Here is a 24,601-nt window from a genome sequence, read left to right as displayed (position 1 = left end):
GTTCAGCCGATCCGGCGCAGGCGGCGGCGTGCCAGCAGCAACGCCACCACGGTCACCGCCAGCAGCACCAGCAGATGGCCGCCGATGCTGCCCGCCGACGGCAGCCCGACCACCGGCAGCGCCAGCTGCGCCAGATGCCAGGTCGGCCACAGCGGTGCCATCGTCGAGAACAGCGCAGGCAGTGCCGACAGCGGCAGCCACAGCCCCGACAGCAGGGCCAGCGGCAGGTAGACCAGGTTGACCATCGCCGGCGCCGCACTGGCGCTGACATGGCTGCCGATCAGCAGGCCGATCGCCCCCAGCGGCAGTGCGGCCAGGCCGGCCACCGCCAGCAGCTGCAGCATCTGCGCGGGTTGCAGGTGCACGCCGCCCAGCACGCGCGCCACGCCGATCAGCAACGCGGCCACCAGCAGCGCGAACATCACCGCCATCGCCAGCCGTGCCAGCAGCGGTGCCGCCGCCGGCATCGGCAGCGCGCGCTTGAGGGTCAGCAGGCCGCCTTCGCGGTCCAGCGCGAGCTGCACGCCGAAGCCGAACAGGGCCGGCGCCATCGCGCCGAACACGCAGTAGGTGGCCAGCAGGTACAGCGGCGCATGGCCCCGCCCCAGCAGCACGCCGAACAGCAGGTAGAACAGCACCGGGAACAGCAGCGACGGCACCGCGAACGCGGGCGTGCGCCAGGCGCGGCGCAGCTCGGCCTGCAGTTCAGCGGCGTAGGGGCGCAGGGCGCGGCGCCAACCCGGGCGCGCGGCTGCAGGCGTACGGATCACGGTGTTCATGCGGCCTCCCGGGTCATGTCGAGGAACGCGTCGGCCAGCGCCGCGCCCTGTACTTCCAGCTCGCACAGCTGTGCGTCGGCGGCCAGCAGGCGCGCCACCACCGGCTCGGCCGGGCTGGCCAGCAGCTGCAGGTGCTCGCCCTCGCGCTGCACCTGCTGCACGCCGGGCCACTGCCGCAGCACATCGACGGCCAGCGCACTGCGGCAGCGGATGCGGCGCGGCCGGTCGGCCAGGCGCAGTTCGGCCAGCGGCGCGTCGGCCAGCACCCGGCCCTGCTCCAGCACCACCACCTGCTGCGCCAGCGCTTCGGCCTCCTCCAGGTAATGGGTGGTCAGCAGCACGCCGCAGCCCTCGGCCACGTGCTGCCGGATCGCCTGCCACATCCCCTGCCGCGCCTGGATGTCCAGGCCGGTGGTCGGCTCGTCCAGGAACAGGACGCGCGGGCGGCCGCAGATCGCGATGGCGAACTGCACGGCGCGTTGCTGGCCACCGGACAGCTGGCCGTAGCGGCGCCGCGCCAGCGCCTGCAGGCCGGCGCGCTGCAGCACCTCCGGCAAGGGCATTGGGTCGGGATAGCAGGCGCTGGCCTGCGCCACCAGCTCGTCCACCTGCAGCATCGGTGGCAGGCTGGTGCTCTGCAGCATCACGCCCAGGCCCAGGCGGCTGGCGCGCTGCTGCGGGTCGCCGCCGAGCAGCTCGACCTCGCCGGCATCGGCCCGGCGCAGGCCCAACAACACGCTGATCGCGGTACTCTTGCCGGCACCGTTGCGGCCCAGCAATGCCAGCACCTGGCCAACGCGGACCTGCAGGTCGATGCCATGCAGGGCGGTATGGTCGCGATAGCGCACCTGCACCTGCTGCAGGCGGGCCAGCGACGGGGCGATCGGATCCATGGGCGGTACCGGTAGCGGGGACGTTGCCATCCTGTGCCGCCGTGGTCACGTTTCGCAGTTGCCGCCGTCAGTGTCATCGGATGACAGCTGTCACTGCCATCATCGCCGTACCTGCCTTCATGCTGTGCCGCACGCTCCCTTGCCGGAACCGCCGCCGTCCGCGCTTCCGGCCACACCCGCCCGAACGCCTGTGATGGAACGAATGAACGCTTCTGCCGAGCTGTTGAAGGAACTCCGTATCGACCGCAAATCGCCGCCGACTGCCTCCGGCGGCAGTGGCGGTGGCCGCCGCTGGCTGTGGATCGCAATCATCGTGGGCGTGCTGCTGATCGCCGCCGCCATCGCCTTCCTGTTCGGCCGCACGCCGGCCGTGGAAGTGGAAACCGCGCCTGCCGTGGCCATCCAGCAGGGCAGCGCCAGCAGTTCGGTGCTCGACGCCAGCGGCTACGTGGTGGCCCGGCGCATGGCCACGGTCTCGGCCAAGATCACCGGCAAGGTGCGCGAGGTGATGATCGAGGAAGGCATGCGCGTGGAGCAGGGCCAGATCATGGCCACGCTGGACCCGATCGATGCCGACGCGCAGCGCAGCCTGTATGCCTCGCAGCTGCAGGCCGCGCGCAGCCAGGTCGCCGGGCTGGAAGCGCAGCAGAAGCAGGCCGCGGCCGAAGCCAGCCGCCTGCAGGCGCTGGTCGGCCAGCAGCTGGTCTCGCGCTCGCAGTACGACCAGGCCGTGGCCCAGCGTGACAGCCTGCGCGCCCAGCTCGACACCGCGCAGCGCAACGTCAAGGTCGCCCACGACCAGCTGGCCATCGCCGACCTCGGCGTGGACAACAACGTGGTACGCGCGCCGTTCTCCGGCGTGGTCACCGCCAAGGCGGCGCAACCGGGCGAAATCGTCTCGCCGCTGTCGGCCGGCGGTGGCTTCACCCGTACCGGCATCGGCACCATCGTCGACATGGACTCGCTGGAGATCGAGGTCGAGGTCGGCGAGGCCTTCATCGGCCGCGTGCAGCCGAAGATGCCGGTGGAAGCCACGCTCAACGCCTACCCGGAATGGAAGATTCCGGGCGAGGTGATCGCCATCATTCCCACCGCTGACCGCGGCAAGGCCACGGTGAAGGTGCGCGTCGCGCTGAAGGTGAAGGACCCGCGCATCGTGCCGGAGATGGGCGTGCGGGTCAGCTTCCTGGAACAGGCACAGCCGCAGGCCGCCAGCACGCCGCAGGGTGTGCGCGTGCCGGCCGGCGCGGTGGTGCAGCGTGAAAGCAGCACGGTCGCCTTCGTGCTGGGCGATGACAGCCGCGTGCAGCAGCGCACGGTCGAGGCCGGCCAGGCGATGGGCAAGGACCGCCAGATCCTCAAGGGCGTCAGCGCGGGTGAGTCGGTGGTGGTCAATCCGCCGGAGACCCTGCGCGAGGGCGCCAAGGTGCAACAGAAACAAGCGCAGTAACGGCCTGGCGCCCCCGCGCGCCGCCGGCAGCACCGCTCGACGCACGCCCGCAGCCACCGCGGGCGCATTGCCCCGTTTCCCGCCTTCCGTGGAGAACCACCCATGTCGACCCTGGTTTCACTGCGCAACATCACCAAGACCTACCAGCGTGGCCCCGAGAAAGTGCAGGTGCTGCACGGCATCGACCTGGACATCGCGCGCGGCGACTTCGTCGCGCTGATGGGCCCCTCCGGTTCGGGCAAGACCACCCTGCTCAACCTGATCGGCGGCCTGGACAACCCCAGCGGCGGCGAGATCAGCATCGAAGGCGAGCGCATCGACCAGATGAGCGGCGGCCAGCTGTCGACCTGGCGCAGCCACCACGTCGGCTTCGTGTTCCAGTTCTACAACCTGATGCCGATGCTGACCGCGCAGAAGAACGTCGAGCTGCCGCTGCTGCTGACCCACCTCAACGCCGCGCAGCGCAAGCGCAATGCGGAGATCGCGCTGACCCTGGTCGGCCTGGCCGACCGCCGCAGCCACCGCCCGAATGAACTGTCCGGCGGCCAGCAGCAGCGCGTGGCGATTGCCCGCGCGATCGTCTCCGACCCCACCTTCCTGATCTGCGACGAACCCACCGGCGACCTCGACCGCCAGTCCGCCGAAGAGATCCTGGGCCTGCTGCAGCAGCTCAACCGCGAGCACGGCAAGACCATCATCATGGTCACCCATGACCCGAAGGCGGCCGAGTACGCCACGCACACCGTGCACCTGGACAAGGGCGAGCTGGCCGACGCCCCGCTGGCCCACTGACGGAGGCCACCGCGATGAAATACTTTTCATTGGTGTGGGCGCAGCTGTTCCGCAGCCGCACACGTACCTTGCTGACCCTGCTCTCGGTGGTGGCTGCGTTCCTGCTGTTCGGCATGCTCGACTCGGTGCGCGTGGCCTTCAATTCCGGCGGCAGCGTGGAAGGGGCCAACCGGCTGGTGGTGGCCTCGCGGCTGTCGATCACCCAGTCGCTGCCGATCCGCCTTGAAACCCAGATCCGCCAGGTGGCTGGCGTGCGTGATGTGGCCTACGGCATGTGGTTCGGCGGCATCTACCAGGACCCGAAGAACTTCTTCCCGAACTTCTCGGTGTCGCCCAACTACTTCGACGTGTACCGCGAACTGCAGATCGACCCGGCGCAGCTGGAAGACTGGAAGCAGACCCGCACCGGCGCCATCGTCGGCGAAACCCTGGCCAAGCAGTTCGGCTGGAAGATCGGTGACACTATCCCGCTGCAGGCCACGATCTTCCCGCGCGGCGGCAGCAACGACTGGCCGCTGGAACTGAAGGGCATCTACCGCTCCAAGGACCGCGCATTGGCCGCCAACGAAGAACGCCAGTTGATGATGAACTGGAAGTACTTCGATGAATCCAACGACTACATCAAGAACCAGGTGAGCTGGTACACGGTGACGCTGGACAATCCCGACCACTCCTCGCGCGTGGCGCAGGCCATCGATGCGATCTCGGCCAACTCCGACCACGAGACCAAGACCCAGACCGAGTCGGCGTTCCAGCAGGCCTTCGTCAAGCAGTTCGCCGACATCGGCATGATCGTCACCTCGATCATGGGCGCGGTGTTCTTCACCCTGCTGCTGCTGACCGGCAACACCATGGCGCAGGCGGTGCGCGAGCGCGTGCCCGAACTGGCCACGCTGAAGACGCTGGGCTTCAGGGACAGCACCGTGCTGACCCTGGTGATGGTGGAGTCGGTGCTGCTGATCGGCCTCGGCGGCCTGATCGGCATGGGCCTGGCCGCACTGGTGCTGCCCGCGATCAGCCCGAAGAGCATGGGCATGCTGCCGCCGCACGTGCCGACGCCGACCTGGCTGATGGGGCTGGGCCTGATCGTGGTGATCGGCATCATCGTCGGCTTGTTGCCGGCGCTGCGTGCCAAGCGCCTGAAGATCGTCGACGCACTGGCCGGCCGCTGAGGAGGACACCGACATGTTCAAGAGCAAACTCAAGAAGTGGCTGGGCAACGCGCTGACCGTGCTGCTGCTGGTGATCGGCCTGGTGCTGTGGATCAGTCTGCCGTGGATCGGCGTACTGGCCGTGGCGGTACTGGTGGCGCTGTGGCTGCTGCTGACCCGCGGCGGACGGCTGGCGCTGGCCGCCACCCGCATCGGTGTGGCCAGCCTGCCGCAGCGCTGGGGCGCCTCCTCGGTGATCGTGGTCGGCATCGCCGGCGTGGTCGGCGTGCTGGTGGCGATGCTGGCGATGGGCGAAGGCTTCCAGGCCACGCTCAACAACACCGGCGATGACACCACTGCCATCGTGCTGCGCGGCGGTTCGCAGGCCGAGACCAACTCGGTGATCACCCGCGAGCAGGTACCCACGCTGTCCACGCTGCCCGGCATCAGCCGTGATGCGCAGGGCCGGCCAATGCTGTCGCCGGAGCTGTCGCAGGTGGTCAACCTGGTGTCGAAGGCCGATGGCACCGACGTCAACGCGCAGTTCCGTGGTGTCGGCCCACAGGCGTGGGCCGTGCATGACAAGGTCAAGATCATCGAAGGGCGCCGGTTCGCCGCCGGCCTGCGCGAGATCGTGGTCGGCCAGGGCGCGCGCGGCCAGTTCCGCGATATGGATGTCGGCAAGACGCTGACGCTGGGCAACCAGACCTGGACCGTGGTCGGCGTGTTCGCCACCGGCGATGCGCATGATTCGGAACTGTGGACCGATGCCGATACGCTGGCCACCACCTATCAGCGCAGTGCCTGGCAGTCGATCAGCGTGCGTACCGATGGCAAGGCCGGCTTCGAGCAGTTCAAGGCCGCCGTCGCCGCCGACCCGCGGCTGAAGCTGGACGTGGAAACCACCCGCGTCTACTACAGCAAGCAGGGCGGTGGGCTGACCAAGCTGATCGACATCCTCGGCAAGGTGATCGGCACGATCATGGCGGTGGGTGCGGTGTTCGGTGCACTCAACACCATGTATGCCGCCGTGGCCACGCGTGCGCGCGAGATCGCCACCATGCGTGCGATCGGTTTCCGTGGCCTGCCGGTGGTGACCGCGGTGATGCTGGAGACGATGCTGCTGGCCCTGCTCGGTGGGCTGCTGGGTTGCGCGGTGGCGTGGCTGCTGTTCAACGGCTACAGCGTGTCCACCATCGGCAGCAATTTCAGCGCGGTGGTGTTCAAGTTCCATGTGTCGCCGGAACTGCTGTGGACGGGCCTGAAATGGGCATTGGGCATCGGCCTGGTCGGCGGACTGTTCCCGGCGCTGCGCGCGGCGCGATTGCCGATCACCACGGCACTGCGCGAAACCTGAGCATCACGCAGCGATACAACGCGCATCACGCAGGGGGACGGAGCGAAGGCTCCGTCCCTTTTTTTCTGTTGCCGAACTCAGAAATCTGCCGCTGCGGCATCAGACGGCGGGGCGCGCGAGGCCAGGTGCTGGCGAAGGGCGTCCTCCGGCGGATACGCCGTGCCCAGCGCGTGCTGCTCGCCCGTATGCCGGTCGACGAAGATCGGGCCATTGCCGGCCAACGCATCCGAGATTTCGCCGGATTGCAGGTAGCGCAGCGACTGGAAGCAGAACAGCCAGCCTTCGACCACTTCATGCTCATGCGTGATGGCAACCGGCTCTTCGTCGCTGGCAAGTACAGCCTCGACGCGACGGCGAGCTTCTTCGAGCTGGATCATTCCTTCATCTCCCACTTTCGACGACGGCGCGAAGAGCATTTCATGCAGGTAGATGCATCGCAACGGATGCGCGCCTGCGTACAAGCGCGCGCTGCGGCGTGTTGTCGCAACCCCTCAAGCGTGCCGGGTTCGTGCCGCTATCGATGCCTCTGCCCATTGCAAACGCAGCGCACGTGACGTTGCGCACAGTGCATCTGTGGATTGTTGGTTGCGATTCATTTTCGCACGCATGCAGCAGCGCAGAGGCAAACAGTTACGGATGGAAACACTCTAGAATCCGGCCCCCCACGTTGGTTTGCAGCACCCCACGCGCCCACAGAACGGGCGCTTGTTTTTCCTGAAACACGAGATGTCACGGATGTCCCTGAAAACCACTCCGCTGCGCAACGCGATCGTGATCGCGCTGGCCGCCAGCTGCACCACCCCCGCCTTTGCGCAGAGCGCCGGCGATACCACCACCAACCTCGACCGCATCGAAATCACCGGCTCGCGCATCCGCCAGGCCAGTGTCGAAACCGCACAGCCGGTGATCGCGCTCAGCCGCGCCGAGATCGACAAGAAGGGCTACGTCAACGTCGCCGACATCCTGCAGGACATTCCTGCAGCAGGCGCGCCCAGCATGAGCCGCGCCTCGTCGCTGACCTCCTCGCGCGACTTCGGCGGCATGTATGTCAGCCTGCGCAACCTGGGCCCGGAACGCAGCCTGGTGCTGATCGACGGCCGCCGCATGGGCGTCAGCGCCGGCGGTTATTCCGACCTGGCCTCGATCCCGTCGGCGATTGTCGAGCGCGTTGAAGTGCTGACCGACGGTGCCTCCGCACTGTACGGCTCCGATGCCATCGCCGGTGTGGTCAACATCATTACCCGCAGGAACTTCGATGGCGGCCAGGCCAGTGCCTACGTCGGCCAGTACGGCGAAGGCGACGGCCAGAAGCGCTCCTACAGCGCCACCTTCGGCAAGACCTTCGACCGCGGCTGGTTCAGCGTCGGCGCCGAGCGCACCAAGGAAGACGAGGTGCTGGGCAAGGATCGCGAGTTCAGCCGTTACCCGAACGGCCCGCGCCACCCCAATGATGGCCTGAACGGCAACACCCCGTGGGGCTACGTCACCGTGGGTGGCAAGAACCTGACCGTGGGCCCGGGCGGCGACCCCAGCAAGGCGGGCAACTTCCACGCGCCGGACCCGGCCGACGGTGCCAACACCAAGTCGAACATGAGCCTGCAGACCGGCCTGGAGCGCACCTCGGTGTTCGCCAACGGTGGCTTCTCCATCACCGACGACCTGCGCATCGTCGCCGACGCCCTGTACAGCAAGCGCGAGTCGATCAAGCACCTGGCCGGTTACCCGTACTCGGTGAGCGCCGCGCAGGCACGCAGCGGCAGCCGCGCCGCGCTGTCCAAGGACAGCGCATTCAACCTGTGGGGCCAGGATGTGCTGTTCGCACACCGCACCGAGGAACTGCCGCGCGGCACCGAGAACAATCTGGAAACCAAGCGCGCCAGCATCGGCCTGGAAGGCAGCTTCGAAACCGGTTCGCGGTACTGGGACTGGAACGTCAGCTACATGTACAACCGCAATGAAGGCGAGCGCATCGGTACCGGCAGCATGTACCAGCCGCACGTCAACCTGGCCGTCGGCCCGTCCTTCATGGATGGCGACGTGGCCCGCTGCGGTACGCCGGGCGCGGTGATCGCCGGCTGCGTGCCGTGGAACCCGGCAGCGCCGATGGGCTACACCGGCCCGGGCTCGCTGAGCAACCAGGACGTGCAGGACTACCTGTTCACCCGCTTCGTCGACAAGATGCAGAGCACCACCAAGGTCGCCAGCGGCAACATCTCCGGCTCGCTGTTCACCCTGCCGGCCGGCGACATCCTGGCCGCGCTGGGCGTCGAACACCGCAGCGAAGAAGCCAGCTACACCCCGGATGCGAAGGTGCAGAAGGGCGAGATCGCCGGCACCAGTGGCCAGCCGACCCGTGGCAACTACTCGCTCAACGAGGTCTACCTGGAGCTGCAGGTGCCGCTGCTGGCCGACCTGCCGTTCGCGCGTGAACTGTCGCTGGACGTGGCTGGTCGCTACTCGGATTACAACAACTTCGGTTCGACCACCAACAGCAAGTTCGGGCTGAAGTGGAAGCCGATCGACAGCCTGCTGGTGCGCGCCACCTACGGCACCGGCTTCCGTGCGCCGACCGTGGACGACCTGTACGGTGGCACCGTCAGCAGCCGTGACGCGTTCACCGATCCGTGCGATACCTCCTTCGGTACCGCCGCCACCAGCGCCGCCGTCGCCGCCCGCTGCCAGGCGCTGAAGGTGCCGGCCAACTTCCGCCAGCTCAACAGCGATGGCAGCGTGGCCACCAAGCCCGGCCAGCAGGCCACCACCGATTTCAGCTCCGGTTCCAACCCGGAACTGAAGCCGGAAACCGCCAAGACCTGGACCGTGGGCCTGGTGTACAGCCCGGACTTCGTGCCAGGCCTGGACGTCAGCCTGGACTGGTGGAAGATCCGCATCAACAACGCCATCGTCGGCGAGTCGGCCACCAACCTGCTGGAACAGTGCTACGTGCAGGGTTCGGACGCCGCCTGCGGCCGCTTCACCCGTGGCAGCAACGGCCAGGTCAACAGCCTGGACCGCTCGCTGGTCAACGCCGGTTTCCGCGAGACCGCCGGCTATGACATCAACCTGCGCTACCGCCTGCCGGACACCACGTTTGGCAAGTTCGCCATCAACTGGAACACCACCTACACCGACTACCTGGAGCAGCGCAACGACAACGCCGTCACCACTCCGGTGGAACAGCGTACGGGTTGGGGCGGCGACTTCCGCGTGCGCTCCACCTTCAACCTGGATTGGCAGTACGGCGACTTCGGCATCGGCTGGACCGCGCGCTACTACTCCAGCATGAAGGAGAAGTGCTCGTACATGGACGAGTGCAACCTGCCGGACTTCAACTCGCCGTACACCAGCACCTCGCCGACCAACAAGGTGGGCTCCAACACCTTCCACGACCTGCAGGTGCGTTACAGCCTGCCGTGGGATGGCACCGTGTCGCTGGGCGTGAACAACGTGTTCAACCACCAGGGTCCGACCATGTACAGCCAGCCGAACAGCAGCTTCACCTACTACGGTGGCTTCGACATCGGCCGCTTCATGTACATGAAGTACCAGCAGCGCTTCTAAGCCTGCAACCGCGTTCCCGCCACCGCCATCTCTCTCTCCTGGCGGTGGATGGAAGCAGAACGGCGCCCTTCGGGGCGCCGTTCTTTTTCCTGCATCGTGTTCGCCGGGCCTGGCCCGGCGTTATCGTTTCGCAGCGCGCATCGTGCGGATGTTGTCGCCGACAAACAGCACCAGGCCGGCCCAGATCGCCGCAAAACCGATCGCCTTGCCGGTATCGAATCCTTCGTGGAAGAAGAACACGCCCAGCAGCAGCTGCAGGCTCGGCGCGATGTACTGCAGGATGCCGACCAGCGACAGCGGGATGCGCTTCACGCCGTAGGCAAAGCCGATCAGCGGTACCGCGGTGACCGCGCCGCCGAAGATCAGCAGCAGGTCGTTGCGCCAGCCCCAGCCATGGAAGAAGGCACCGCCATGACCGTTCTCGGCCCAGATCGCGAACGCCAGCGCCGGCAGGAACAGGTACAGGCTCTCCACGCCCAGGCCAGCCACCGGGTCGACCGAGACCAGCTTGCGCAACAGCCCGTACAGCCCGAACGAACAGGCCAGGCCCAGCGCGATCCACGGCGGCGTGCCGGCATCGATGGTCAGCCATGCCACGCCCACTGCCGCCATCGCCACCGCCACCCACTGCAGGCGGCGCAGGCGTTCCTTCAGTACCAGCACGCCCAGCAGCACGTTCACCAGCGGATTGATGAAGTAGCCCAGGCTGGTCTCGATCACATGCCCGGCATTGACCGCCCAGATGTACAGGCCCCAGTTGAAGGCGATGGTCAGGCTCGATACCAGCAGGATCGGCAGCGCGCGTGGCTGCGCCGCAATCTTCTTCCACCAGCCCAGGCGCGAGCTGATCAGCAGCCAGCCCAGCACCATCACCGTGCTCCAGATGATGCGGTGGGCAATGATCTGGAACGAAGGCACTTCGTTGAGCAGGTGCCAGTACACCGGCACCAGGCCCCAGACCACGAAGGTGGACGCGGTGACCAGCAGGCCCCGGCGTTGTTCTTTCTCGTCCATGCTCATTGCTTTCGCGTCCTTGCCATCGTCAACACCACCACACCCAGAAGAATCACCGCCATGGCGAGCAGGTCACGCCAGCCGAACCGTTCACCGTTGAGCAGCGCGCCCAGCAGCACCGCGATCACCGGATTGACGTACGCATAGCTGCCGGCGAGCGCCGGGCGCACGTTCTGCAGCAGCCATACGTAGGCGGTGAACGCGACGATGGAACCGAACACGCACAGGTAGGCCATCGCCAGCAGGCCGCTGGTGTCGGGCAAGGTGGTCGGGCGCTCGCCCACCGCCAGGCCGATCAGCACCAGCAGCACGCCGCCGCAGATCATCTGCCCGGCCGCGGTCATGAACGGGCCCGGCAGGTCCAGGCCGCGCGCCCACACCGAACCGAACGCCCAGCCGACCGGTGCGATCAGCAGCAGCACCAGCCCGGTTGGCGATGCGGTCAGGCTGCTGCCGGCATTGAGCCAGACCACGCCCAGGAAGCCGATGGCGATACCCAGCCACTCGCCGCGGCTGGCATGCTGGCCGCGCAGCGCCGAGAACAGCGCCATCCACAGCGGCACCGAGGCCACCGCCGTGGCCGCCAGGCCCGAGGACACCTCGCGCTCGGCCAGCACCACCATGCCATTGCCCAGCACCAGCATGGTCACGCCCATGATGACCAGGTTGCGCCACTGCCGCAGGGTCGGCTTGGGCAGCTTCCAGAACAGGCGCAGCGCCAGGTACATCACCCCGCCGGCAATGATGAAGCGGCTGCCGGAGACCATCGTCAGCGGCAGCGCGCCGCCGTGCAGGGCCTTGGCGATGCCCAGGTAGGTCGAGCCCCAGACCACGTAGACCAGCAGCAGTGCCAGCGCGACAAGGCCACCCCGGGGGGCAGCCGCAGACGGAGAGGGGGGAGCCGACATGACGCACCAGGGAGCCGGGGGAAGGCGGATTCTAGGACGTTTTGAGTATGGTCCGGGACCCCGGACGATGGCACGCTGTCATCCATCCATGCACCCTGCTCTGGTCTGCTACCCCGTGTTGACGGTCGATGCAGTACCAAGAGGGCTGCCCGGCCGCGCCGCCCCAAGGCCGGGCGCCGTTTTCCCTGCGCACGGACGCGCCGCATCGAGGATTCCCACCCAGATGAGCACCACGTCCCAACCTGCTGTTCCCGCGAACGACCGCGCCGCCCTGCGGCGGTCGATCTCCAACACCCTCAAAGGCTCTGCCGGCAACCTGGTGGAGTGGTACGACGTCTACGTGTACTCGGTGTTCGCCGTGTACTTCGAATCGCAGTTCTTCTCGCCGGACGACAAGAACTCCACCATGTACGTGTGGGCGATCTTCGCCGCCACGTTCCTGATGCGCCCGATCGGCGCCTGGTTCTTCGGCCGCTTCGCCGACCGCCACGGCCGCCGCCTGGCGTTGACCGTGTCGGTCACCCTGATGGCCGTCTGTTCCTTCCTCATCGCCATCACGCCCACCGCGGCCAGCATCGGCATCTGGGCGGCGGTCATCCTGCTGTTCGCGCGCCTGCTGCAGGGCTTCGCTACCGGCGGCGAGTACGGTGCCAGTGCCACCTACATGTCCGAGGCCGCCATTCCCGGCCGCCGCGGTTTCCTGTCCTCGTTCCACTACGTCACCCTGGTCGGTGGCCATGTGCTGGCCCAGCTGACCCTGCTGCTGATGCTGACCTTCTGGGGCAAGCCGGAAATCTCCGAGTGGGGCTGGCGCATCGCCTTCGGCATCGGCGGCATCGCCGCGGTGGTGGTGTTCTGGCTGCGCCGGGGCATGGACGAGTCGCTGTCGGAGTCGTCCATCGAGGCCGCACGCGAAGGCAAGGCACAGAAGTCCGGCTCGATGTACGAACTGTTCGTGCACCAGTGGCGGCCGCTGCTGCTGTGCTTCCTGATCACCGCCGGTGGCACCGTGGCCTTCTACACCTACTCGGTGAACGGCCCGAAGATGATCCAGAGCGCATTCGCCGGCAACGACCCGATGACCGGCACCCTGATCAACCTGGGTGTGCTGACGTTCCTGATGGTGCTGCAGCCGGTCGGTGGCTGGCTGTCGGACATCATCGGCCGCAAGACCCTGCTGGTGTTCTTCGGCGTGGGCGGCGTGCTGTACAGCTGGTACCTGATCACCCAGCTGCCGCACCAGCATGACGCCACCCTGGCCTTCCTGACCCTGGCCATGGCCTTCGTCATCCTCACCGGCTACACCTCGATCAACGCGGTGGTGAAGGCCGAACTGTTCCCCACCCACGTGCGTGCACTGGGCGTGGGCCTGGGCTATGCACTGGCCAACTCGCTGTTCGGCGGTACCGCCCCGCTGCTGTACCAGGGCGCGCTGAAGACCGGCCACGTCGACTGGTTCGCCATCTATGTCACCGCGACGATCGCGGTATCGTTGGTGGTCTATGTGTTCTTCCTCACCAACAAGGGCCCGAACTGGCTCGACGGCACCCGCAAGTAAGGGTGCTGTAGTGATCGCGGCCACCGGTGCAATGCCGGTGGCCGCTGCGTCTGCCGCCTCGCCACTGATGTGGATCGCGGCGGCGCTGGCCGCAGCCACGGCAGTGGCCTGGCTGCTGCGCCGTCCCGGCGCGCAGGCAGCGTGGCCGCGCATCGGCTTCGGGATTGCCCTGCTGGTGTTCTGTGCCGCGCTGGCGTTGCAGCTGGCGGTAGACCTGGGCAGCGGCCACAGCTCACTGCAGCTGCGCCTGCATCGCGGCATCAATGCAGGGTCGCCGGTTGGTTTGCGCACGATGGTGGCGTGTTATCTGGCCGCACTCGCCGTCAGTGGCTGGGGCGCATGGAAGCTGCTGCGCCGGCACTACCTCAGCGGCGGGCGGCTTCGCTCTTGTCGCGCGCGCCGCGGAACTCCGATTCCTTTTCCCAGGTCGGCCAACGGCGGCTGTTGGCCAGCTCGGCGCCCAGGTCGTAGACCAACAGGGTATCGGCGGCGTGGCCACTCGGGTCCCAGCTCGGGGTCCAGGCATCGCAGGCCTGGTGGTAGCAGTCGGCGAAGTACTTCTCGCGCAGCGCGCGGCCGGCTTCCACTCCACCGTCCAGCTTGTCCAGGCCCGGGCCGATGGTGATTGCCGGCACGCCCAGGCGGGCGAAGGCGAAGTGGTCGGCGCGGTAGAAGAAGCCCGCCTCCAGGTTCGGGTCCGGGCTGTAACTGCGGCCGCGGGCCTTGGCCACGCGCTCCAGGTCGCCTTCCAGCGACACCCGGCCCTTGCCCCACGAGGCGATGTCACGGGTCGGGCCGTCCGGGCTGAACATCTCGATGTTCAGCACCGCGGCGGTCTTGTCCAGCGGCGCCAGCGGATGCGCGGCGTAGTAGCTGGCGCCCAGCAGGCCCTTCTCTTCGGCAGTCAGCGCCACGAAGTACAGCGTGCGCTGCGGCTGCGGGCCGGCGGCGAACACGCGGCCCAGTTCCAGCACCGTGGCCACACCCGTGGCGTTGTCGATCGCACCGCGGCGGATGCGGTCGCCCTTGGCATCGGGCTGGCCGATGCCGAAGGCATCCCAATGCGCCGAGAAGATCACCGCCTCGTCGCCGTGCTCGCCGCCGGGCAGCTTGGCCACCACGTTGCGGGTCACCACCTGCTCGCGCTTGAGCGCGAAATCCACGCTCAGCGTTGCGTTGTCCAGCGCCACCGGGCGGAAGTCGGCGCGCATCGCCTTGCGCTTCTCGGCATCGAAATCGAGACCGGCGTCGGCGAAGATCGCCTCGGCCAGTTCGCGCTGCATCCAGCCACGCAGCGGCGTGTGCTGGGCCATCGCCTCGGCCTGGCCGCGCTCGATGTCGAACAGCGGCGAGGTGCCCGAGCTCTTCACCGTGGCCCAGCCGTAGGCGGCCGGCGCGGTCTCGTGCACGATCAGCACGCCTTCGGCGCCACGGCGTGCAGCTTCCTCGAACTTGTAGGTCCAGCGGCCGTAGTAGGTCACCGCCTTGCCATCGAACGCACCCGGCGCATCGGCCTCGAAATCGGCATCGTTGATCAGCACCACGGCGATCTTGCCGTGCAGGTCCACGTCCTTGTAGTCGTTCCAGTGGCGTTCCGGCGCGTCGATGCCATAGCCGACGAACACCAGCGGCGCATCCTTGATCTGCACGCGCTTGCGCGGCTGCAGGCTCTGCAGGGTCACGTCCTCGCCGTTCACCAGTGCACGCGTGCCACCCTTCAGCGACAGGCTGGCCTTGGCAGCGCCGTCCAGCTGCGCACGGACCAGCGGCACCGGCTGCACCCAGCTGCCGTCCACGCCGCCCGGCTGCAGGCCGTAGCTGCGGAACTGCTCGATCAGGTACTGCACCGTGCGCTCTTCGCCTTCGGTGGCCGGCGCGCGGCCCTCGAATTCATCCGATGCCAGCACGCGCACATGGCGCGACAGTGCCTGCGGATCGATGCCGCCGCCGGGCAGGTCATTGGCCGCCTGGGCCAGGCCACCCACGAACAGGCAGGACGACAGCAGCAACACGCGCATCGGATTCACGGCAATACCACGGCAGGCTTGGAAGTCACCAGAGTGTAACGTGGTCATGACGTCGCGGTGCAGCGTCGGCTCGCCTCATCCACGCGTGGCGTGGATCTACCTGCGGACGCGGTCCAGCCAGCAGGCCAGGCCCTGTGCGTTGAGCTCGATGTCCATCGCCAGCACGGCCGTCACCGCGGCCTCGTCCAGCGCGCAACCATGCTGCTGCGCGCGCTCCAGGTACAGCGCCTGCAGCGCGGCCAGCAGGCAGCGATGGCGATCGGGCCGGCCATCGCACTGGCGGCCGATGGTGGCCATCGCATCGATCTGTTCGAACAGGTCGTCGGCCAGCTTCTGCACCTGCTCGACGCGACCATAGTGGGTCAGGTACATCGCCTGCGGCGCGTAGTCGAGCATGCGCCGGATCGAGGCCTTCATCGCCTCCGGATCGAACTGCACCGGCGACGAGGTGGGGAAGATGAAAGCGCCCTGCGCGCTGTCCAGCTCGCGGTAGGAGATGCCGAACGTATCACCGGTGAACCAGCTGCGGCTGCGCGCGTCCCACACGCAGTAGTGGTGCAGCGCATGCCCGGGCGTATGCAACAGCAGCAGCTCACGCCCGGCCAGATCGATGCGGTGCCCGTCTTCGGCCAGCACCACGCGCGTCTCCGGAATCGCCTCGATGCGGCCGTAGCTGCGCGCGATTTCCTCGGCACCGTACACCGCCGTGGCACCGGCAATCAGCCGGGTCGGGTCGATCATGTGCGGCGCACCACGCGGGTGCAGTACCGCCCTGGCGTTCGGCAGCTGCTGCATCAGCAGGCCGGCGCCTCCGGCGTGGTCAAGATGCACGTGGGTGAGCAGCAGCCAGTCCACCGCTTCCACGCCCAGGCCGGCGTCCGCCAGCGCCTGCAGCATCGCCGGCACCGACAGGCCGGTGCCGCAGTCGACGAACGCGGCGCGGCCGTTTTCAACGATCAGATAGGCCGCGTCGAAATCCGGACGCTGGAAGCCGGTATCGATGGTGTGGATGCTGGGGTCGGCGGTCATCGGCACGCACCTGGCAGGAACGGGAACAGAATCCCATGGTAGGCGCTCACGCGGCCCGGGTTCGATGCGGCTTTGGTCGGGTAGTGCCGGCCGCTGGCCGGCAACCTCGGGGTAGCCTGGTGAATGCAGGTGCCGGCCAGCGGCCGGCACTACCGATCAGCCGCAGCGCAATGCGAACCGCGGCCGCAGCAACAGGGCCATTACCAGCACCGCCAGGAACGCGCCGTAGGCGTACAGCACCGCCAGCACCTGCGGCCAGATCGGGCCGGCGCCGGGCTGTGCCATGCCAATGCGATAGCCCCACAGCATCGACAGGATGCTCAGCGCGAAGGCCAGCAGCAGGGTGATGCCATCGAACAGGCGCCGCCGCGGGGTACGCGGCTGGCGCGGGAACAGCCAGTACAGGCTGCCCAGCAGCAGGAACCAGGGCAGGAACAGCAGCAGCGACAACCAGGCCATTGCAGACTCCATGTCATCGCGCCGGAGGCGCGCGGACATCATGCCATGGGCGCTGTGCCACGGTAGTGCCGGCCGCTGGCCGGCATTGCCTATGCAAACGCCGTGGTAGTGCCGGCCGCTGGCCGGCGTGTCCTATGCAGTTGCCGGCCAGCGGCCGGCACTACCCTTATTCTTCGCGCAGCGCCGCCAGGGCAGCCAGCACCGCATCCACCTCGGCTTCCAGCTTGAACAGCTCGCTCTGCAGCTGGTCGCCCTGCTCGGCCTGCTTGATCACCGCGATCAGCTGGCCCGCATCGCGCGGCGAATCGAAGCCTTCGCTCTGGATCAGCAGCGTGCCGTCACCGGCCGTCAGCTTGAAGTAGAAGCGGCCGTCCTTCTCGCGGTACTGCTTGAACAGCGGCGGTGCCACGCGGGCCACGCCGGCATCTTCGCTGGCGATGTCGCCGGCGCTGGACAGGTCGCGCAGGCCCACCGCATGGCGCAGCTCGTCCAGCAGCGGCGCTGCCAGCTGCTCGCGCAGCTGCTGGCCACGGCGCTTGAGCAGCGCTTCAATCTTTTCCGGCTCGGCCATCAGCGCGTTGTAGCGCTCGCGCAGCGGCGAAAGCTCGCTGTCGATGCGCTCGAACAGCTGCTGCTTGGCATCGCCCCAGCTGATGCCGGCGGCGAACGCCTTGGCGAATTTGGCGGTCTGCTCCGGGGTGGCGAACGCCTGGTACATCTGGAACAGCGCAGAGCCCTCGGTGTCCTTCGGCTCGCCCGGTGCGCGCGAGTCGGTCAGGATCGAGAACACCAGCTTCTTCAGCTCCTCGCGCGGCACGAACAGCGGAATGGTGTTGTGGTAGCTCTTGCTCATCTTGCGGCCGTCGAGGCCGGCCAGCGTTGCCACCTGCTCGTCGATCACCACGTCCGGCAGCGGGAAGTACTCCTTGCCGTACACGTGGTTGAAGCGCTGGGCGAAGTCGCGCGCCATTTCGATGTGCTGGATCTGGTCGCGGCCCACCGGCACCTGGTTGGCCTTGAAGATCAGGATGTCGGCAGCCATCAGCACCGGGTACATGAACAGGCCGGCGCTGACGCCTGCATCCTCGTCCACGCCTTCCTCGCGGTTCTTGTCCACCGCCGCCTTGTAGGCATGCGCGCGGTTGAGGATGCCCTTGCTGGCGATGGCGGTCAGGAACCACATCAGCTCGGTGGTCTCGCGGATGTCGCTCTGGCGGTAGAACCACACGTGTTCCGGGTCTAGGCCGCAGGCCAGCCAGCTGGCCGCGATCTCCAGGGTCGCGCGCTGGGTGCGCTGCGGGTCCTGCGACTTGATCAGGCTGTGCAGGTCGGCCAGGAAGAAGAAGCTCTCGATCCCCGGGGCACGGCTGGCGGCGATCGCCGGACGGATGGCGCCAACGTAGTTGCCCAGATGGGGCGTGCCGGAGGGGGTGATGCCGGTAAGGACTCGGGTCGTCATGACTGCGTGGGGTAATCTTCGATGAACGGGGCCAGTTTACCTTGCACGCCGCCAACCCCGTCAGGGCCCGCGGCGCGTTCATTCACGCAACCCCGCTGGAGACGCCCGATGAAACGCCTGCTGCCCCTGCTGCTGATCCTGCCCCTGGCCGGCTTCCGCCCGGCCCCGCCCCCGCCGCCGGCCTACCAGGGCGGCCCGGTGCGCATGGCCCTGGTTGACCGCGACCGCGGCACCGAACTGCGCAGCTACCCCGCCGAAGGCCAGCGCTGGGTGGCCGGCGAGCGTGGCCATCGCTACGCCGTGCGCCTGTACAACGACAGTCCGCGGCGGGTGCTGGTGGTGCTGTCGGTGGACGGCATCAACGCCATTTCCGGCGAAGATGCCGATCCCTCGCAGACCGGCTACGTGCTCAACCCCGGCCAGCGCGCCGACATCACCGGCTGGCGCAAGAGCCAGGATGAAGTGGCGCAGTTCGTGTTCAGCAGCCCCAGCGGCAGTTATGCCAGCCGCACCGGCCGCCCGGACAACATCGGCGTGGTGGGCGTGGCCGTGTTCGAGGAAGCGCGTCGCTGGCGCCCCGAGCCGATCCTGCGCCGCAGCCTGCCCGCACCGGCCCCGGCGGCCGAAGCCGCCGCCGATGCCAGCGCCAGCCGCATCGAGGGTTATGCCAGCAAGTCGCAGGCGCCGGCACTGGGCACCGGCCACGGCGCACGCGAACAGTCGTCGGTGCGCGACACCGACTTCGAACGCGCCAGCCGCAGCCCGGCCCAGGTGCTGCAGCTGCGCTACGACAGCGCGCGCAACCTGCGTGCACGCGGCATCCTGGTGGATTCGCCCTCGCGCCTGCCGCGTGAACCGCAGGCCTTCCCCAACCGCTACGTGCCGGACCCGCCGGCACGCTGATCGCCACGTCCAGATAGCACAACGCCCGCAACCTCACGGTGCGGGCGTCGTGTTGTGGGGGAAACGTGTGGGGGAAACCGTGGTGCTTACTTGTAGTCCGGATAGTCCTTGCTCACCGCATCCTGGAACTCACGGACTTCCTTCTCAGCGCGGTCCTTGGCCCAGCCATAACGTTCCTGCAGGCGGCCCGCCAGGTATTCGGCATTGCCCTCGGCCACATCGAAATCGTCGTTGGTCAGATCGCCCCACTTGGCCTGGGCCTTGCCCTTCAGCTGCGACCACTTGCCGGAAATGATGTCTTTGTTCATTGCTGGGAGTCCTTGGTTGCAACGGCGTTCTTACCGTGGCTCCAGCTTCGCGCATCGGCTGTTGAATGCCGGTCAACCCGCAATGAAATACATGCTCACCTGCTTGAATGGTTCACTCCGCTTGCACAGCCGTGCAGCAGAAAGCACGCACAAAAAAAAGGTTCTTCACCCAACTCCGGGGAAGGCTGCGCGGATCTTGAGGAAGAAGTAGGCATCGTCCCGGTATCCGTAGGCTACGCGCTTGATGACCTTGATCTTGTTGTTGACCCCCTCGACCAGGTTCGTCCCCAGCGGCCATCGGCAGTGGGCCATAATGCCTGGCAGATAGGGCTGCAGGCGATGGACAAAGGCCCTCAGGGGCTCAAGGCGACTGCGCAGAGCGCGCTGTCGCCAGCTCTTCCATGCTTTTTCTGCCCACGCTTGGCTGCGGTAGCGCCAGAGCTGCTTCAAGTCGTCTTTGAGCAGATAGGTCGTCAGCAGGGCTTTGTTTGCCTCCAGCAATTCCTTGAGCTTGATGCGCTGATCGCCCGGGACATTCTGTCGGTTACGTAGCAGGAGCCAGCGCGAGGTCTTCACCACGCGCCGGGCAGGCTTGTCGTGGCGCAGCCTGTTGGCCTCATTCACGCGGATCCGGTCAATGACCTCCCGCCCGTATTTGGCCACCACATGGAACAGGTCATAGACCACTTCGGCGTTCGGGCATTGGGCCTTCACTTCCAGATCGAATGCCGAGTTCATGTCCATGGCGACCGCTTGGATGCGCTCGCAGCCCTCCTGGCCCAGCAACTCGAAAAAGGGGCGGATATCAGCCCGGCTACGACCTCGCCCAACCCACAGCACGCGTTTGCGGGACGGCTCTACTATCACCGTGGCGTAGCGATGGCCCTTCTGGATCGCAAATTCGTCCATTGCAAGAATACGGACTCCGGAAAGGTCCACCGGTCCCAGCGTCTGCTGCAAGTGCCTGAAATCAAGCGCCTTGACGGTTTTCCAGTTCAGACCATGCCACTTTGCCGTGGCATGGATCGAGGTAGTAGCACACATCCGTGCAACGCTCTTTGCCAGTCGTTGCGTGACCCGGCTGTGCCGATCCAGCCAGTCCAGATGCTCCAGCCTCGGCCCACAACGAGGGCAGGCCACGCGCTGCCGCTGCACCTCCAGCTCGACCGGCTCATCGAACACAGGCAGATCACGGACACGCCGGATCACCTGGTCGTGGATGGAGGTGACCCACTTGGAGCAGCCGCTGCAGCGGCGCCTACGGCGTCCATCGGGGAACAGCGAAAGCACCAGCCACGAGACTCCATCACGGACTTCGCGTCGCCAATCATCCAGGCGATACCCCGCCCAGGCCCCCAACAACGGCATACAATCCAGCTTGGCCACGGCCGGCCCCAGTTTGTAGTCTCGACAACCACAATCTAGCGGGTCGGCCGTGAGCCTCTCCCCTCAGATGGGAGAAGAACCTTTTTTTTTGGGAGTTCACAGGGAGTGCGAACCAAGGTTCGCACCCACCGGGTTGCGGTTCGCACCCACCCAACTGGGGTCCGCACCCACCCAACTGGGGTTTGCCTCCACGAGCCTCAACCGTTGGCGAAATCGTGCAGCGCCTGGCCCTGCAGCCGGTACACGGTCCACTCGTCCTGTGGCTTGGCGCCGGCAGCGGTATAGAACTCGATGGCCGGGGTGTTCCAGTCCAGCACCGACCATTCGAAGCGCCCGCAGCCTTCGGCCACCGCCTGGCGCGCGATGTACTTCAGCAGCGCCTTGCCGGCGCCGACGCCGCGCTTTTCCTGGCTGACGTACAGGTCTTCCAGGTAGATGCCCTTGCGGCCCAGCCAGGTGGAGTAATTGTAGAAATACACCGCGTAGCCGATCGCTTCGCCGTCGGCTTCGCAGATCAGCGCGCGTGCCGTAGCGTCGGCACCGAACAGGCTCTCGGCGATGCCGATCTCATCGGTCTGCACCGAATGCTCGGCCTTCTCGTAGATCGCCAGTTCGCGGATGAAATGCAGGATCAGGCCGGCATCGGCCACGGTGGCCGGGCGGATGTTCAACAGTGCCATGAGCGGAAAAAGGGGACGGAGGGAATTAAGCGAGCTTAATCCCCTCCGTCCCCTTTTTGTCAGCGCGCTGCAGCGACATTCGCGCGCATCTGCGCGATCACATCCTGGTAACTGGTCTTGGCATTGAAGATGGCCGAACCGGCGACGAAGGTGTCGGCGCCGGCGGCGGCGATCTCGCCGATGTTGTCGGCCTTCACGCCGCCGTCGATCTCCAGGCGGATGTCCTTGCCACTGGCATCGATCATCCTGCGCACCACGCGCAGCTTGTCCAGCGCCGAGGGGATGAAGGCCTGGCCGCCGAAGCCCGGGTTGACCGACATCAGCAGCACCAGGTCCAGGTCATCCAGCACCCAGTCGAGGATGTCCACCGGCGTGGCCGGATTGAGCACGATGCCCGGCTTGCAGCCCAGCGAGCGGATCAGCTGGATGGTGCGATGCACGTGGCGGCTGGCCTCCGGATGGAAGCTGATGTAGGTGGCACCGGCCTCGGCGAAATCCGGAATGATGCGGTCCACCGGCTCGACCATCAGGTGCACGTCGATCGGCGCGGTCACGCCGTGCTTGCGCAGGGCCTGGCAGACCATCGGGCCGATGGTCAGGTTCGGCACGTAGTGGTTGTCCATCACGTCGAAGTGGACCCAGTCGGCGCCGGCGGCGAGGACGTTGTCGACTTCCTCGCCGAGGCGAGCGAAGTTGGCGGACAGGATGGACGGGGCAATGAGGCAGTTGGACATGGCCGGGCCTTGCAACGAGGGGAAAGAGGGTCAGCGCTTGCGCAGGGTCTTGATGCGGTCGTACGCGGCATTGATCCGCCGCGACTTCTGCTCGGCCTGCTGCTGCAGCTCGGGGGCGGCGCCGCCAAGCTTGTCGGGGTGGTACTGGGAGATCAGCTTGCGATAGGCGCGCTCGACCTCTGCATCGGTGGCCTCCGAGGTCAGCCCCAGCTCCCGGTACGGGTTCTCCTTGTTCAGGCGGAACCAGTCCGAATCGAAGGCGTGGCCGATCAACAGGCCGACCACCGCGCCAAACAGCGGATTGGGCCGGAACAGCAGGGCGCCGGCGATGAATCCGAGCAGTTTTCCGTACCAGCGCATGGCGCTCCGGGGTCGACCGACGAAATGGACGCTCATTTTACGTCACAGCGGGCCCGGACCGCTTTACACTAGGCCGCCCGCTGGTCAGCGGGCCCGCCGGGTCCGTTGGGCAGCAGCCGTATCGACAACGCCCCAGGAGTGCCCGTGCCAACCACGCTGTTGCAATCCGATCTCCCCGGCCTGCCCTTGCGCCATCGCGGCAAGGTGCGTGATGTGTTCGATATCCCGCGCGAGCGGCTGCCAGCCGGAACCCCGCCGGGCGAGTACCTGCTGATGGTGGCCACCGATCGCCTGTCGGCGTTCGACGTGGTGCTGCCCGACCCGATCCCGGGCAAGGGCGAGATGCTCTGCCAGGTCTCCAACTTCTGGTTCGCCAAGACCGCGCACCTGATGCCCAACCACCTGACCGGCATCGACGTGGCCAGCGTGCTGCCCGAGGGCGTGGACCCGGCCCTGTATGCCAAGCGCGCGGTGGTCACCCGCAAGCTGAAGCCGGTGCCGGTGGAAGCCATCGCCCGCGGCTACCTGATCGGCAGCGGCTGGAAGGACTACCAGCGCACCGGCAAGGTCAGCGGCATCGACCTGCCCGACGGCCTGCGCCAGGCCGAGCAGCTGCCCGAGCCGATCTTCACCCCCTCGACCAAGGCCGCCGTCGGCGACCATGACGAGAACATCGATTTCGATGCGATGGTGAAACAGGTGGGTGCGGACCTGGCCGAGCGCGTGCGTGATGCCACCCTGCGCATCTACAAGTTCGCCGCCGATTACGCCCGCGAGCGCGGCATCATCCTGGCCGACACCAAGTTCGAATTCGGCACCGATGCCGATGGCCGCCTGTACATCATGGACGAGATGCTGACCCCGGATTCCTCGCGTTACTGGCCGGCCGACGAGTACGAAGTGGGCACCAGCCCGCCGAGCTACGACAAGCAGTTCGTGCGTGATTACCTGGAGACGCTGGACTGGGGCAAGACCGCCCCGGGCCCGAGCATCCCGGCCGGGATCATCGAGCGCACCCGCGCCAAGTACGCCGAGGCGCTGCAGCGCCTGGCCGGGATCAGCGTCGACTGATCCCCCTGCGCCCCCGGCCGGCCTGGCTGGGGGCGTTCTGAAGGCGGTAGTGCCGGCCGCTGGCCGGCAACCTCGCAAGCCTGCAGCCAGGCATGGCCTGGCTCTACTGCCGGTTGCCTGGGGTAGTGCTGGCCGCTGGCCGGCAACCTCGCGAACTCGGCTATGCTCTGGATTGCCGGCCAGCGGCCGGCACTACCGTTGTCCGAGGAAGCAACGCAGCATGCAGACCACCACCCAGCTTGCGCGGCCGATCGACCGCTACTTCGCCAGCTACTCCGACGACCACCGCAATGTGATCAACCAGCGCATCCATGTGGTGGCGGTGCCGGCCATCCTCTGGTCGGTAGTGGCCCTGCTGTGGTGCCTGCCGCCACTGATTACCTGGTTCCAGTACGGCATCTGGTCGGCGTTCGCGATGTTCAGCGCCTGGTGCTTCTACAACAAGCTGTCGCGCCCGCTGGGCATCGGCATGCTCATCCAGTTCTTCGTGTTCGGCTGCCTGTGCCGCCTGCTGGAGGCCGAGATCGGCCTGCACAACCTGTTCTGGCTGGCGGTGGGCGTGTTCGTGGTGGCGTGGGTCGCGCAGTTCATCGGCCACAAGTTCGAGGGCCGCAAGCCCAGCTTCCTGACCGACCTGACCTACCTGCTGATCGGCCCGGCCTGGGTGATGGCCAAGGCTTACCGCAAGCTCGACTGGCGCTACTGAGGTGCCGGCGGCCGAC

At 67.1% G+C, this 24,601-nt stretch carries 23 protein-coding genes and 1 pseudogene; 10 read left to right on the top strand and 14 right to left on the bottom strand.

Features of this window, described 5'->3' with window-relative positions; translation table 11 throughout:
* Nucleotides 1–2 precede the first annotated feature (2 nt).
* Together N5C18_RS07605 and N5C18_RS07600 are read right to left on the bottom strand one after the other, a co-directional pair.
* Nucleotides 3–779 (bottom strand): ABC transporter permease, encoded by a 777-nt coding sequence (locus N5C18_RS07605; protein ID WP_053448541.1) that lies wholly within the window; start codon nucleotides 777–779, stop codon nucleotides 3–5.
* Complete coding sequence (locus tag N5C18_RS07600) at nucleotides 776–1,672, bottom strand: ABC transporter ATP-binding protein (protein ID WP_164240748.1); 897 nt, start codon at nucleotides 1,670–1,672, stop codon at nucleotides 776–778. The genes N5C18_RS07605 and N5C18_RS07600 overlap by 4 nt, the downstream gene beginning before the upstream one ends.
* 202 nt (nucleotides 1,673–1,874) lie before the next feature.
* Between N5C18_RS07600 and N5C18_RS07595 the strand changes: the two genes are divergently transcribed.
* The 4 genes from N5C18_RS07595 to N5C18_RS07580 all read left to right on the top strand — a co-directional run bounded on the left by N5C18_RS07595 (nucleotide 1,875) and on the right by N5C18_RS07580 (nucleotide 6,422).
* Nucleotides 1,875–3,122, top strand: coding sequence for an efflux RND transporter periplasmic adaptor subunit (locus tag N5C18_RS07595; protein WP_279944174.1), 1,248 nt, complete (start codon nucleotides 1,875–1,877; stop codon nucleotides 3,120–3,122).
* 102 nt (nucleotides 3,123–3,224) lie between these two features.
* On the top strand, nucleotides 3,225–3,914 hold the full coding sequence (locus N5C18_RS07590) for an ABC transporter ATP-binding protein (RefSeq protein ID WP_279944173.1): 690 nt from the start codon (nucleotides 3,225–3,227) through the stop codon (nucleotides 3,912–3,914).
* 14 nt (nucleotides 3,915–3,928) lie between these two features.
* Nucleotides 3,929–5,086, top strand: a complete 1,158-nt coding sequence (locus N5C18_RS07585) for an ABC transporter permease (protein WP_004153798.1) — start codon at nucleotides 3,929–3,931, stop codon at nucleotides 5,084–5,086.
* Nucleotides 5,087–5,099: 13 nt separating this feature from the next.
* Complete coding sequence (locus N5C18_RS07580; RefSeq protein ID WP_279944172.1) at nucleotides 5,100–6,422, top strand: ABC transporter permease; 1,323 nt, start codon at nucleotides 5,100–5,102, stop codon at nucleotides 6,420–6,422.
* Between the two features lie 77 nt (nucleotides 6,423–6,499).
* On the opposite strand, the gene N5C18_RS07575 is transcribed toward N5C18_RS07580, so the two are convergent.
* Nucleotides 6,500–6,799 (bottom strand): YrhB domain-containing protein, encoded by a 300-nt coding sequence (locus N5C18_RS07575; RefSeq protein WP_279944171.1) that lies wholly within the window; start codon nucleotides 6,797–6,799, stop codon nucleotides 6,500–6,502.
* A 358-nt stretch (nucleotides 6,800–7,157) separates the two neighbouring features.
* On the opposite strand from N5C18_RS07575, the gene N5C18_RS07570 reads away from it, so the two are divergent.
* The gene (locus N5C18_RS07570) at nucleotides 7,158–9,983 is read left to right on the top strand and encodes a TonB-dependent receptor (protein WP_053509247.1); all 2,826 of its coding nucleotides are present in this window, start codon (nucleotides 7,158–7,160) and stop codon (nucleotides 9,981–9,983) included.
* Between the two features lie 120 nt (nucleotides 9,984–10,103).
* Here N5C18_RS07570 and rarD read toward each other — a convergent pair whose 3' ends face one another.
* Both rarD and yedA read right to left on the bottom strand, forming a co-directional pair.
* Nucleotides 10,104–11,003: an EamA family transporter RarD gene (gene rarD / locus N5C18_RS07565; RefSeq protein WP_279944170.1), complete on the bottom strand. Its 900-nt coding sequence runs from the start codon at nucleotides 11,001–11,003 to the stop codon at nucleotides 10,104–10,106.
* Nucleotides 11,000–11,905 carry a drug/metabolite exporter YedA gene (yedA, locus tag N5C18_RS07560; protein ID WP_279944169.1) on the bottom strand — a complete coding sequence of 302 codons (906 nt, stop codon included), beginning with the start codon at nucleotides 11,903–11,905 and terminating at the stop codon, nucleotides 11,000–11,002. The genes rarD and yedA overlap by 4 nt, the downstream gene beginning before the upstream one ends.
* Before the next feature lie 223 nt (nucleotides 11,906–12,128).
* On the opposite strand from yedA, the gene N5C18_RS07555 reads away from it, so the two are divergent.
* The gene (locus N5C18_RS07555) at nucleotides 12,129–13,463 is read left to right on the top strand and encodes an MFS transporter (RefSeq protein WP_008265793.1); all 1,335 of its coding nucleotides are present in this window, start codon (nucleotides 12,129–12,131) and stop codon (nucleotides 13,461–13,463) included.
* A 67-nt stretch (nucleotides 13,464–13,530) separates the two neighbouring features.
* Nucleotides 13,531–13,821: pseudogene (locus N5C18_RS07550) on the top strand (hypothetical protein); the annotation flags it as partial.
* Nucleotides 13,822–13,828: 7 nt separating this feature from the next.
* On the opposite strand, the gene N5C18_RS07545 reads toward N5C18_RS07550, so the two are convergent.
* The 4 genes from N5C18_RS07545 to N5C18_RS07530 form a co-directional block, all read right to left on the bottom strand.
* Nucleotides 13,829–15,481: a M28 family metallopeptidase gene (locus N5C18_RS07545; RefSeq protein ID WP_279944517.1), complete on the bottom strand. Its 1,653-nt coding sequence runs from the start codon at nucleotides 15,479–15,481 to the stop codon at nucleotides 13,829–13,831.
* Nucleotides 15,482–15,586: 105 nt separating this feature from the next.
* Nucleotides 15,587–16,519, bottom strand: a complete 933-nt coding sequence (locus N5C18_RS07540; protein WP_279944168.1) for an MBL fold metallo-hydrolase — start codon at nucleotides 16,517–16,519, stop codon at nucleotides 15,587–15,589.
* A gap of 156 nt (nucleotides 16,520–16,675) precedes the next feature.
* The gene (locus N5C18_RS07535; protein WP_008268518.1) at nucleotides 16,676–16,978 is read right to left on the bottom strand and encodes a hypothetical protein; all 303 of its coding nucleotides are present in this window, start codon (nucleotides 16,976–16,978) and stop codon (nucleotides 16,676–16,678) included.
* A gap of 166 nt (nucleotides 16,979–17,144) precedes the next feature.
* Nucleotides 17,145–18,437 carry a tryptophan--tRNA ligase gene (locus tag N5C18_RS07530; protein ID WP_279944167.1) on the bottom strand — a complete coding sequence of 431 codons (1,293 nt, stop codon included), beginning with the start codon at nucleotides 18,435–18,437 and terminating at the stop codon, nucleotides 17,145–17,147.
* A gap of 108 nt (nucleotides 18,438–18,545) precedes the next feature.
* Here N5C18_RS07530 and N5C18_RS07525 point away from each other — a divergent pair, with 108 nt between their 5' ends.
* The gene (locus N5C18_RS07525) at nucleotides 18,546–19,340 is read left to right on the top strand and encodes a hypothetical protein (RefSeq protein WP_164086493.1); all 795 of its coding nucleotides are present in this window, start codon (nucleotides 18,546–18,548) and stop codon (nucleotides 19,338–19,340) included.
* A gap of 86 nt (nucleotides 19,341–19,426) precedes the next feature.
* Here the strand turns inward: N5C18_RS07525 and N5C18_RS07520 are convergent, their stop codons facing one another.
* The 5 genes from N5C18_RS07520 to N5C18_RS07500 form a co-directional block, all read right to left on the bottom strand.
* A complete protein-coding gene (locus N5C18_RS07520; RefSeq protein WP_004153772.1) occupies nucleotides 19,427–19,648 on the bottom strand; it encodes a CsbD family protein in 222 nt (73 codons plus the stop codon).
* A 165-nt stretch (nucleotides 19,649–19,813) separates the two neighbouring features.
* The gene (locus N5C18_RS07515; RefSeq protein WP_279944506.1) at nucleotides 19,814–21,016 is read right to left on the bottom strand and encodes an ISL3 family transposase; all 1,203 of its coding nucleotides are present in this window, start codon (nucleotides 21,014–21,016) and stop codon (nucleotides 19,814–19,816) included.
* A 215-nt stretch (nucleotides 21,017–21,231) separates the two neighbouring features.
* Nucleotides 21,232–21,714 carry a GNAT family N-acetyltransferase gene (locus tag N5C18_RS07510; protein WP_012481443.1) on the bottom strand — a complete coding sequence of 161 codons (483 nt, stop codon included), beginning with the start codon at nucleotides 21,712–21,714 and terminating at the stop codon, nucleotides 21,232–21,234.
* 59 nt (nucleotides 21,715–21,773) lie between these two features.
* On the bottom strand, nucleotides 21,774–22,448 hold the full coding sequence (rpe, locus tag N5C18_RS07505) for a ribulose-phosphate 3-epimerase (RefSeq protein WP_049456231.1): 675 nt from the start codon (nucleotides 22,446–22,448) through the stop codon (nucleotides 21,774–21,776).
* A 30-nt stretch (nucleotides 22,449–22,478) separates the two neighbouring features.
* Entirely contained in the window at nucleotides 22,479–22,808 is a 330-nt protein-coding gene (locus N5C18_RS07500) for a DnaJ domain-containing protein (protein ID WP_005411327.1), read from the bottom strand.
* A gap of 144 nt (nucleotides 22,809–22,952) precedes the next feature.
* Here N5C18_RS07500 and N5C18_RS07495 point away from each other — a divergent pair, with 144 nt between their 5' ends.
* The gene (locus tag N5C18_RS07495; RefSeq protein ID WP_164241292.1) at nucleotides 22,953–23,879 is read left to right on the top strand and encodes a phosphoribosylaminoimidazolesuccinocarboxamide synthase; all 927 of its coding nucleotides are present in this window, start codon (nucleotides 22,953–22,955) and stop codon (nucleotides 23,877–23,879) included.
* 220 nt (nucleotides 23,880–24,099) lie between these two features.
* Complete coding sequence (locus tag N5C18_RS07490; RefSeq protein WP_049456234.1) at nucleotides 24,100–24,585, top strand: Mpo1-like protein; 486 nt, start codon at nucleotides 24,100–24,102, stop codon at nucleotides 24,583–24,585.
* The last annotated feature ends 16 nt before the right edge of the window (nucleotides 24,586–24,601 follow it).

The sequence above is a fragment of the Stenotrophomonas sp. GD03930 genome (assembly GCF_029839665.1).
Classification (GTDB): Bacteria; Pseudomonadota; Gammaproteobacteria; order Xanthomonadales; family Xanthomonadaceae; genus Stenotrophomonas; species Stenotrophomonas forensis.
The sequence above is the reverse complement of the archived record's forward strand: the minus strand, read 5'-3'. Positions and strand labels throughout refer to the sequence as shown.

Excerpts from the sequence above, each read along its gene's own strand:
- N5C18_RS07605 (WP_053448541.1), bottom strand. The coding sequence starts at position 779 with ATGAACACCGTGATCCGTACGCCTGCAGCCGCGCGCCCGGGTTGGCGC.
- N5C18_RS07600 (WP_164240748.1), bottom strand. The coding sequence starts at position 1,672 with ATGGATCCGATCGCCCCGTCGCTGGCCCGCCTGCAGCAGGTGCAGGTG.
- N5C18_RS07595 (WP_279944174.1), top strand. The coding sequence starts at position 1,875 with ATGAACGCTTCTGCCGAGCTGTTGAAGGAACTCCGTATCGACCGCAAA.
- N5C18_RS07590 (WP_279944173.1), top strand. The coding sequence starts at position 3,225 with ATGTCGACCCTGGTTTCACTGCGCAACATCACCAAGACCTACCAGCGT.
- N5C18_RS07585 (WP_004153798.1), top strand. The coding sequence starts at position 3,929 with ATGAAATACTTTTCATTGGTGTGGGCGCAGCTGTTCCGCAGCCGCACA.
- N5C18_RS07580 (WP_279944172.1), top strand. The coding sequence starts at position 5,100 with ATGTTCAAGAGCAAACTCAAGAAGTGGCTGGGCAACGCGCTGACCGTG.
- N5C18_RS07575 (WP_279944171.1), bottom strand. The coding sequence starts at position 6,799 with ATGATCCAGCTCGAAGAAGCTCGCCGTCGCGTCGAGGCTGTACTTGCC.
- N5C18_RS07570 (WP_053509247.1), top strand. The coding sequence starts at position 7,158 with ATGTCCCTGAAAACCACTCCGCTGCGCAACGCGATCGTGATCGCGCTG.
- rarD (WP_279944170.1), bottom strand. The coding sequence starts at position 11,003 with ATGAGCATGGACGAGAAAGAACAACGCCGGGGCCTGCTGGTCACCGCG.
- yedA (WP_279944169.1), bottom strand. The coding sequence starts at position 11,905 with ATGTCGGCTCCCCCCTCTCCGTCTGCGGCTGCCCCCCGGGGTGGCCTT.
- N5C18_RS07555 (WP_008265793.1), top strand. The coding sequence starts at position 12,129 with ATGAGCACCACGTCCCAACCTGCTGTTCCCGCGAACGACCGCGCCGCC.
- N5C18_RS07545 (WP_279944517.1), bottom strand. The coding sequence starts at position 15,481 with ATGCGCGTGTTGCTGCTGTCGTCCTGCCTGTTCGTGGGTGGCCTGGCC.
- N5C18_RS07540 (WP_279944168.1), bottom strand. The coding sequence starts at position 16,519 with ATGACCGCCGACCCCAGCATCCACACCATCGATACCGGCTTCCAGCGT.
- N5C18_RS07535 (WP_008268518.1), bottom strand. The coding sequence starts at position 16,978 with ATGGCCTGGTTGTCGCTGCTGCTGTTCCTGCCCTGGTTCCTGCTGCTG.
- N5C18_RS07530 (WP_279944167.1), bottom strand. The coding sequence starts at position 18,437 with ATGACGACCCGAGTCCTTACCGGCATCACCCCCTCCGGCACGCCCCAT.
- N5C18_RS07525 (WP_164086493.1), top strand. The coding sequence starts at position 18,546 with ATGAAACGCCTGCTGCCCCTGCTGCTGATCCTGCCCCTGGCCGGCTTC.
- N5C18_RS07520 (WP_004153772.1), bottom strand. The coding sequence starts at position 19,648 with ATGAACAAAGACATCATTTCCGGCAAGTGGTCGCAGCTGAAGGGCAAG.
- N5C18_RS07515 (WP_279944506.1), bottom strand. The coding sequence starts at position 21,016 with ATGCCGTTGTTGGGGGCCTGGGCGGGGTATCGCCTGGATGATTGGCGA.
- N5C18_RS07510 (WP_012481443.1), bottom strand. The coding sequence starts at position 21,714 with ATGGCACTGTTGAACATCCGCCCGGCCACCGTGGCCGATGCCGGCCTG.
- rpe (WP_049456231.1), bottom strand. The coding sequence starts at position 22,448 with ATGTCCAACTGCCTCATTGCCCCGTCCATCCTGTCCGCCAACTTCGCT.
- N5C18_RS07500 (WP_005411327.1), bottom strand. The coding sequence starts at position 22,808 with ATGCGCTGGTACGGAAAACTGCTCGGATTCATCGCCGGCGCCCTGCTG.
- N5C18_RS07490 (WP_049456234.1), top strand. The coding sequence starts at position 24,100 with ATGCAGACCACCACCCAGCTTGCGCGGCCGATCGACCGCTACTTCGCC.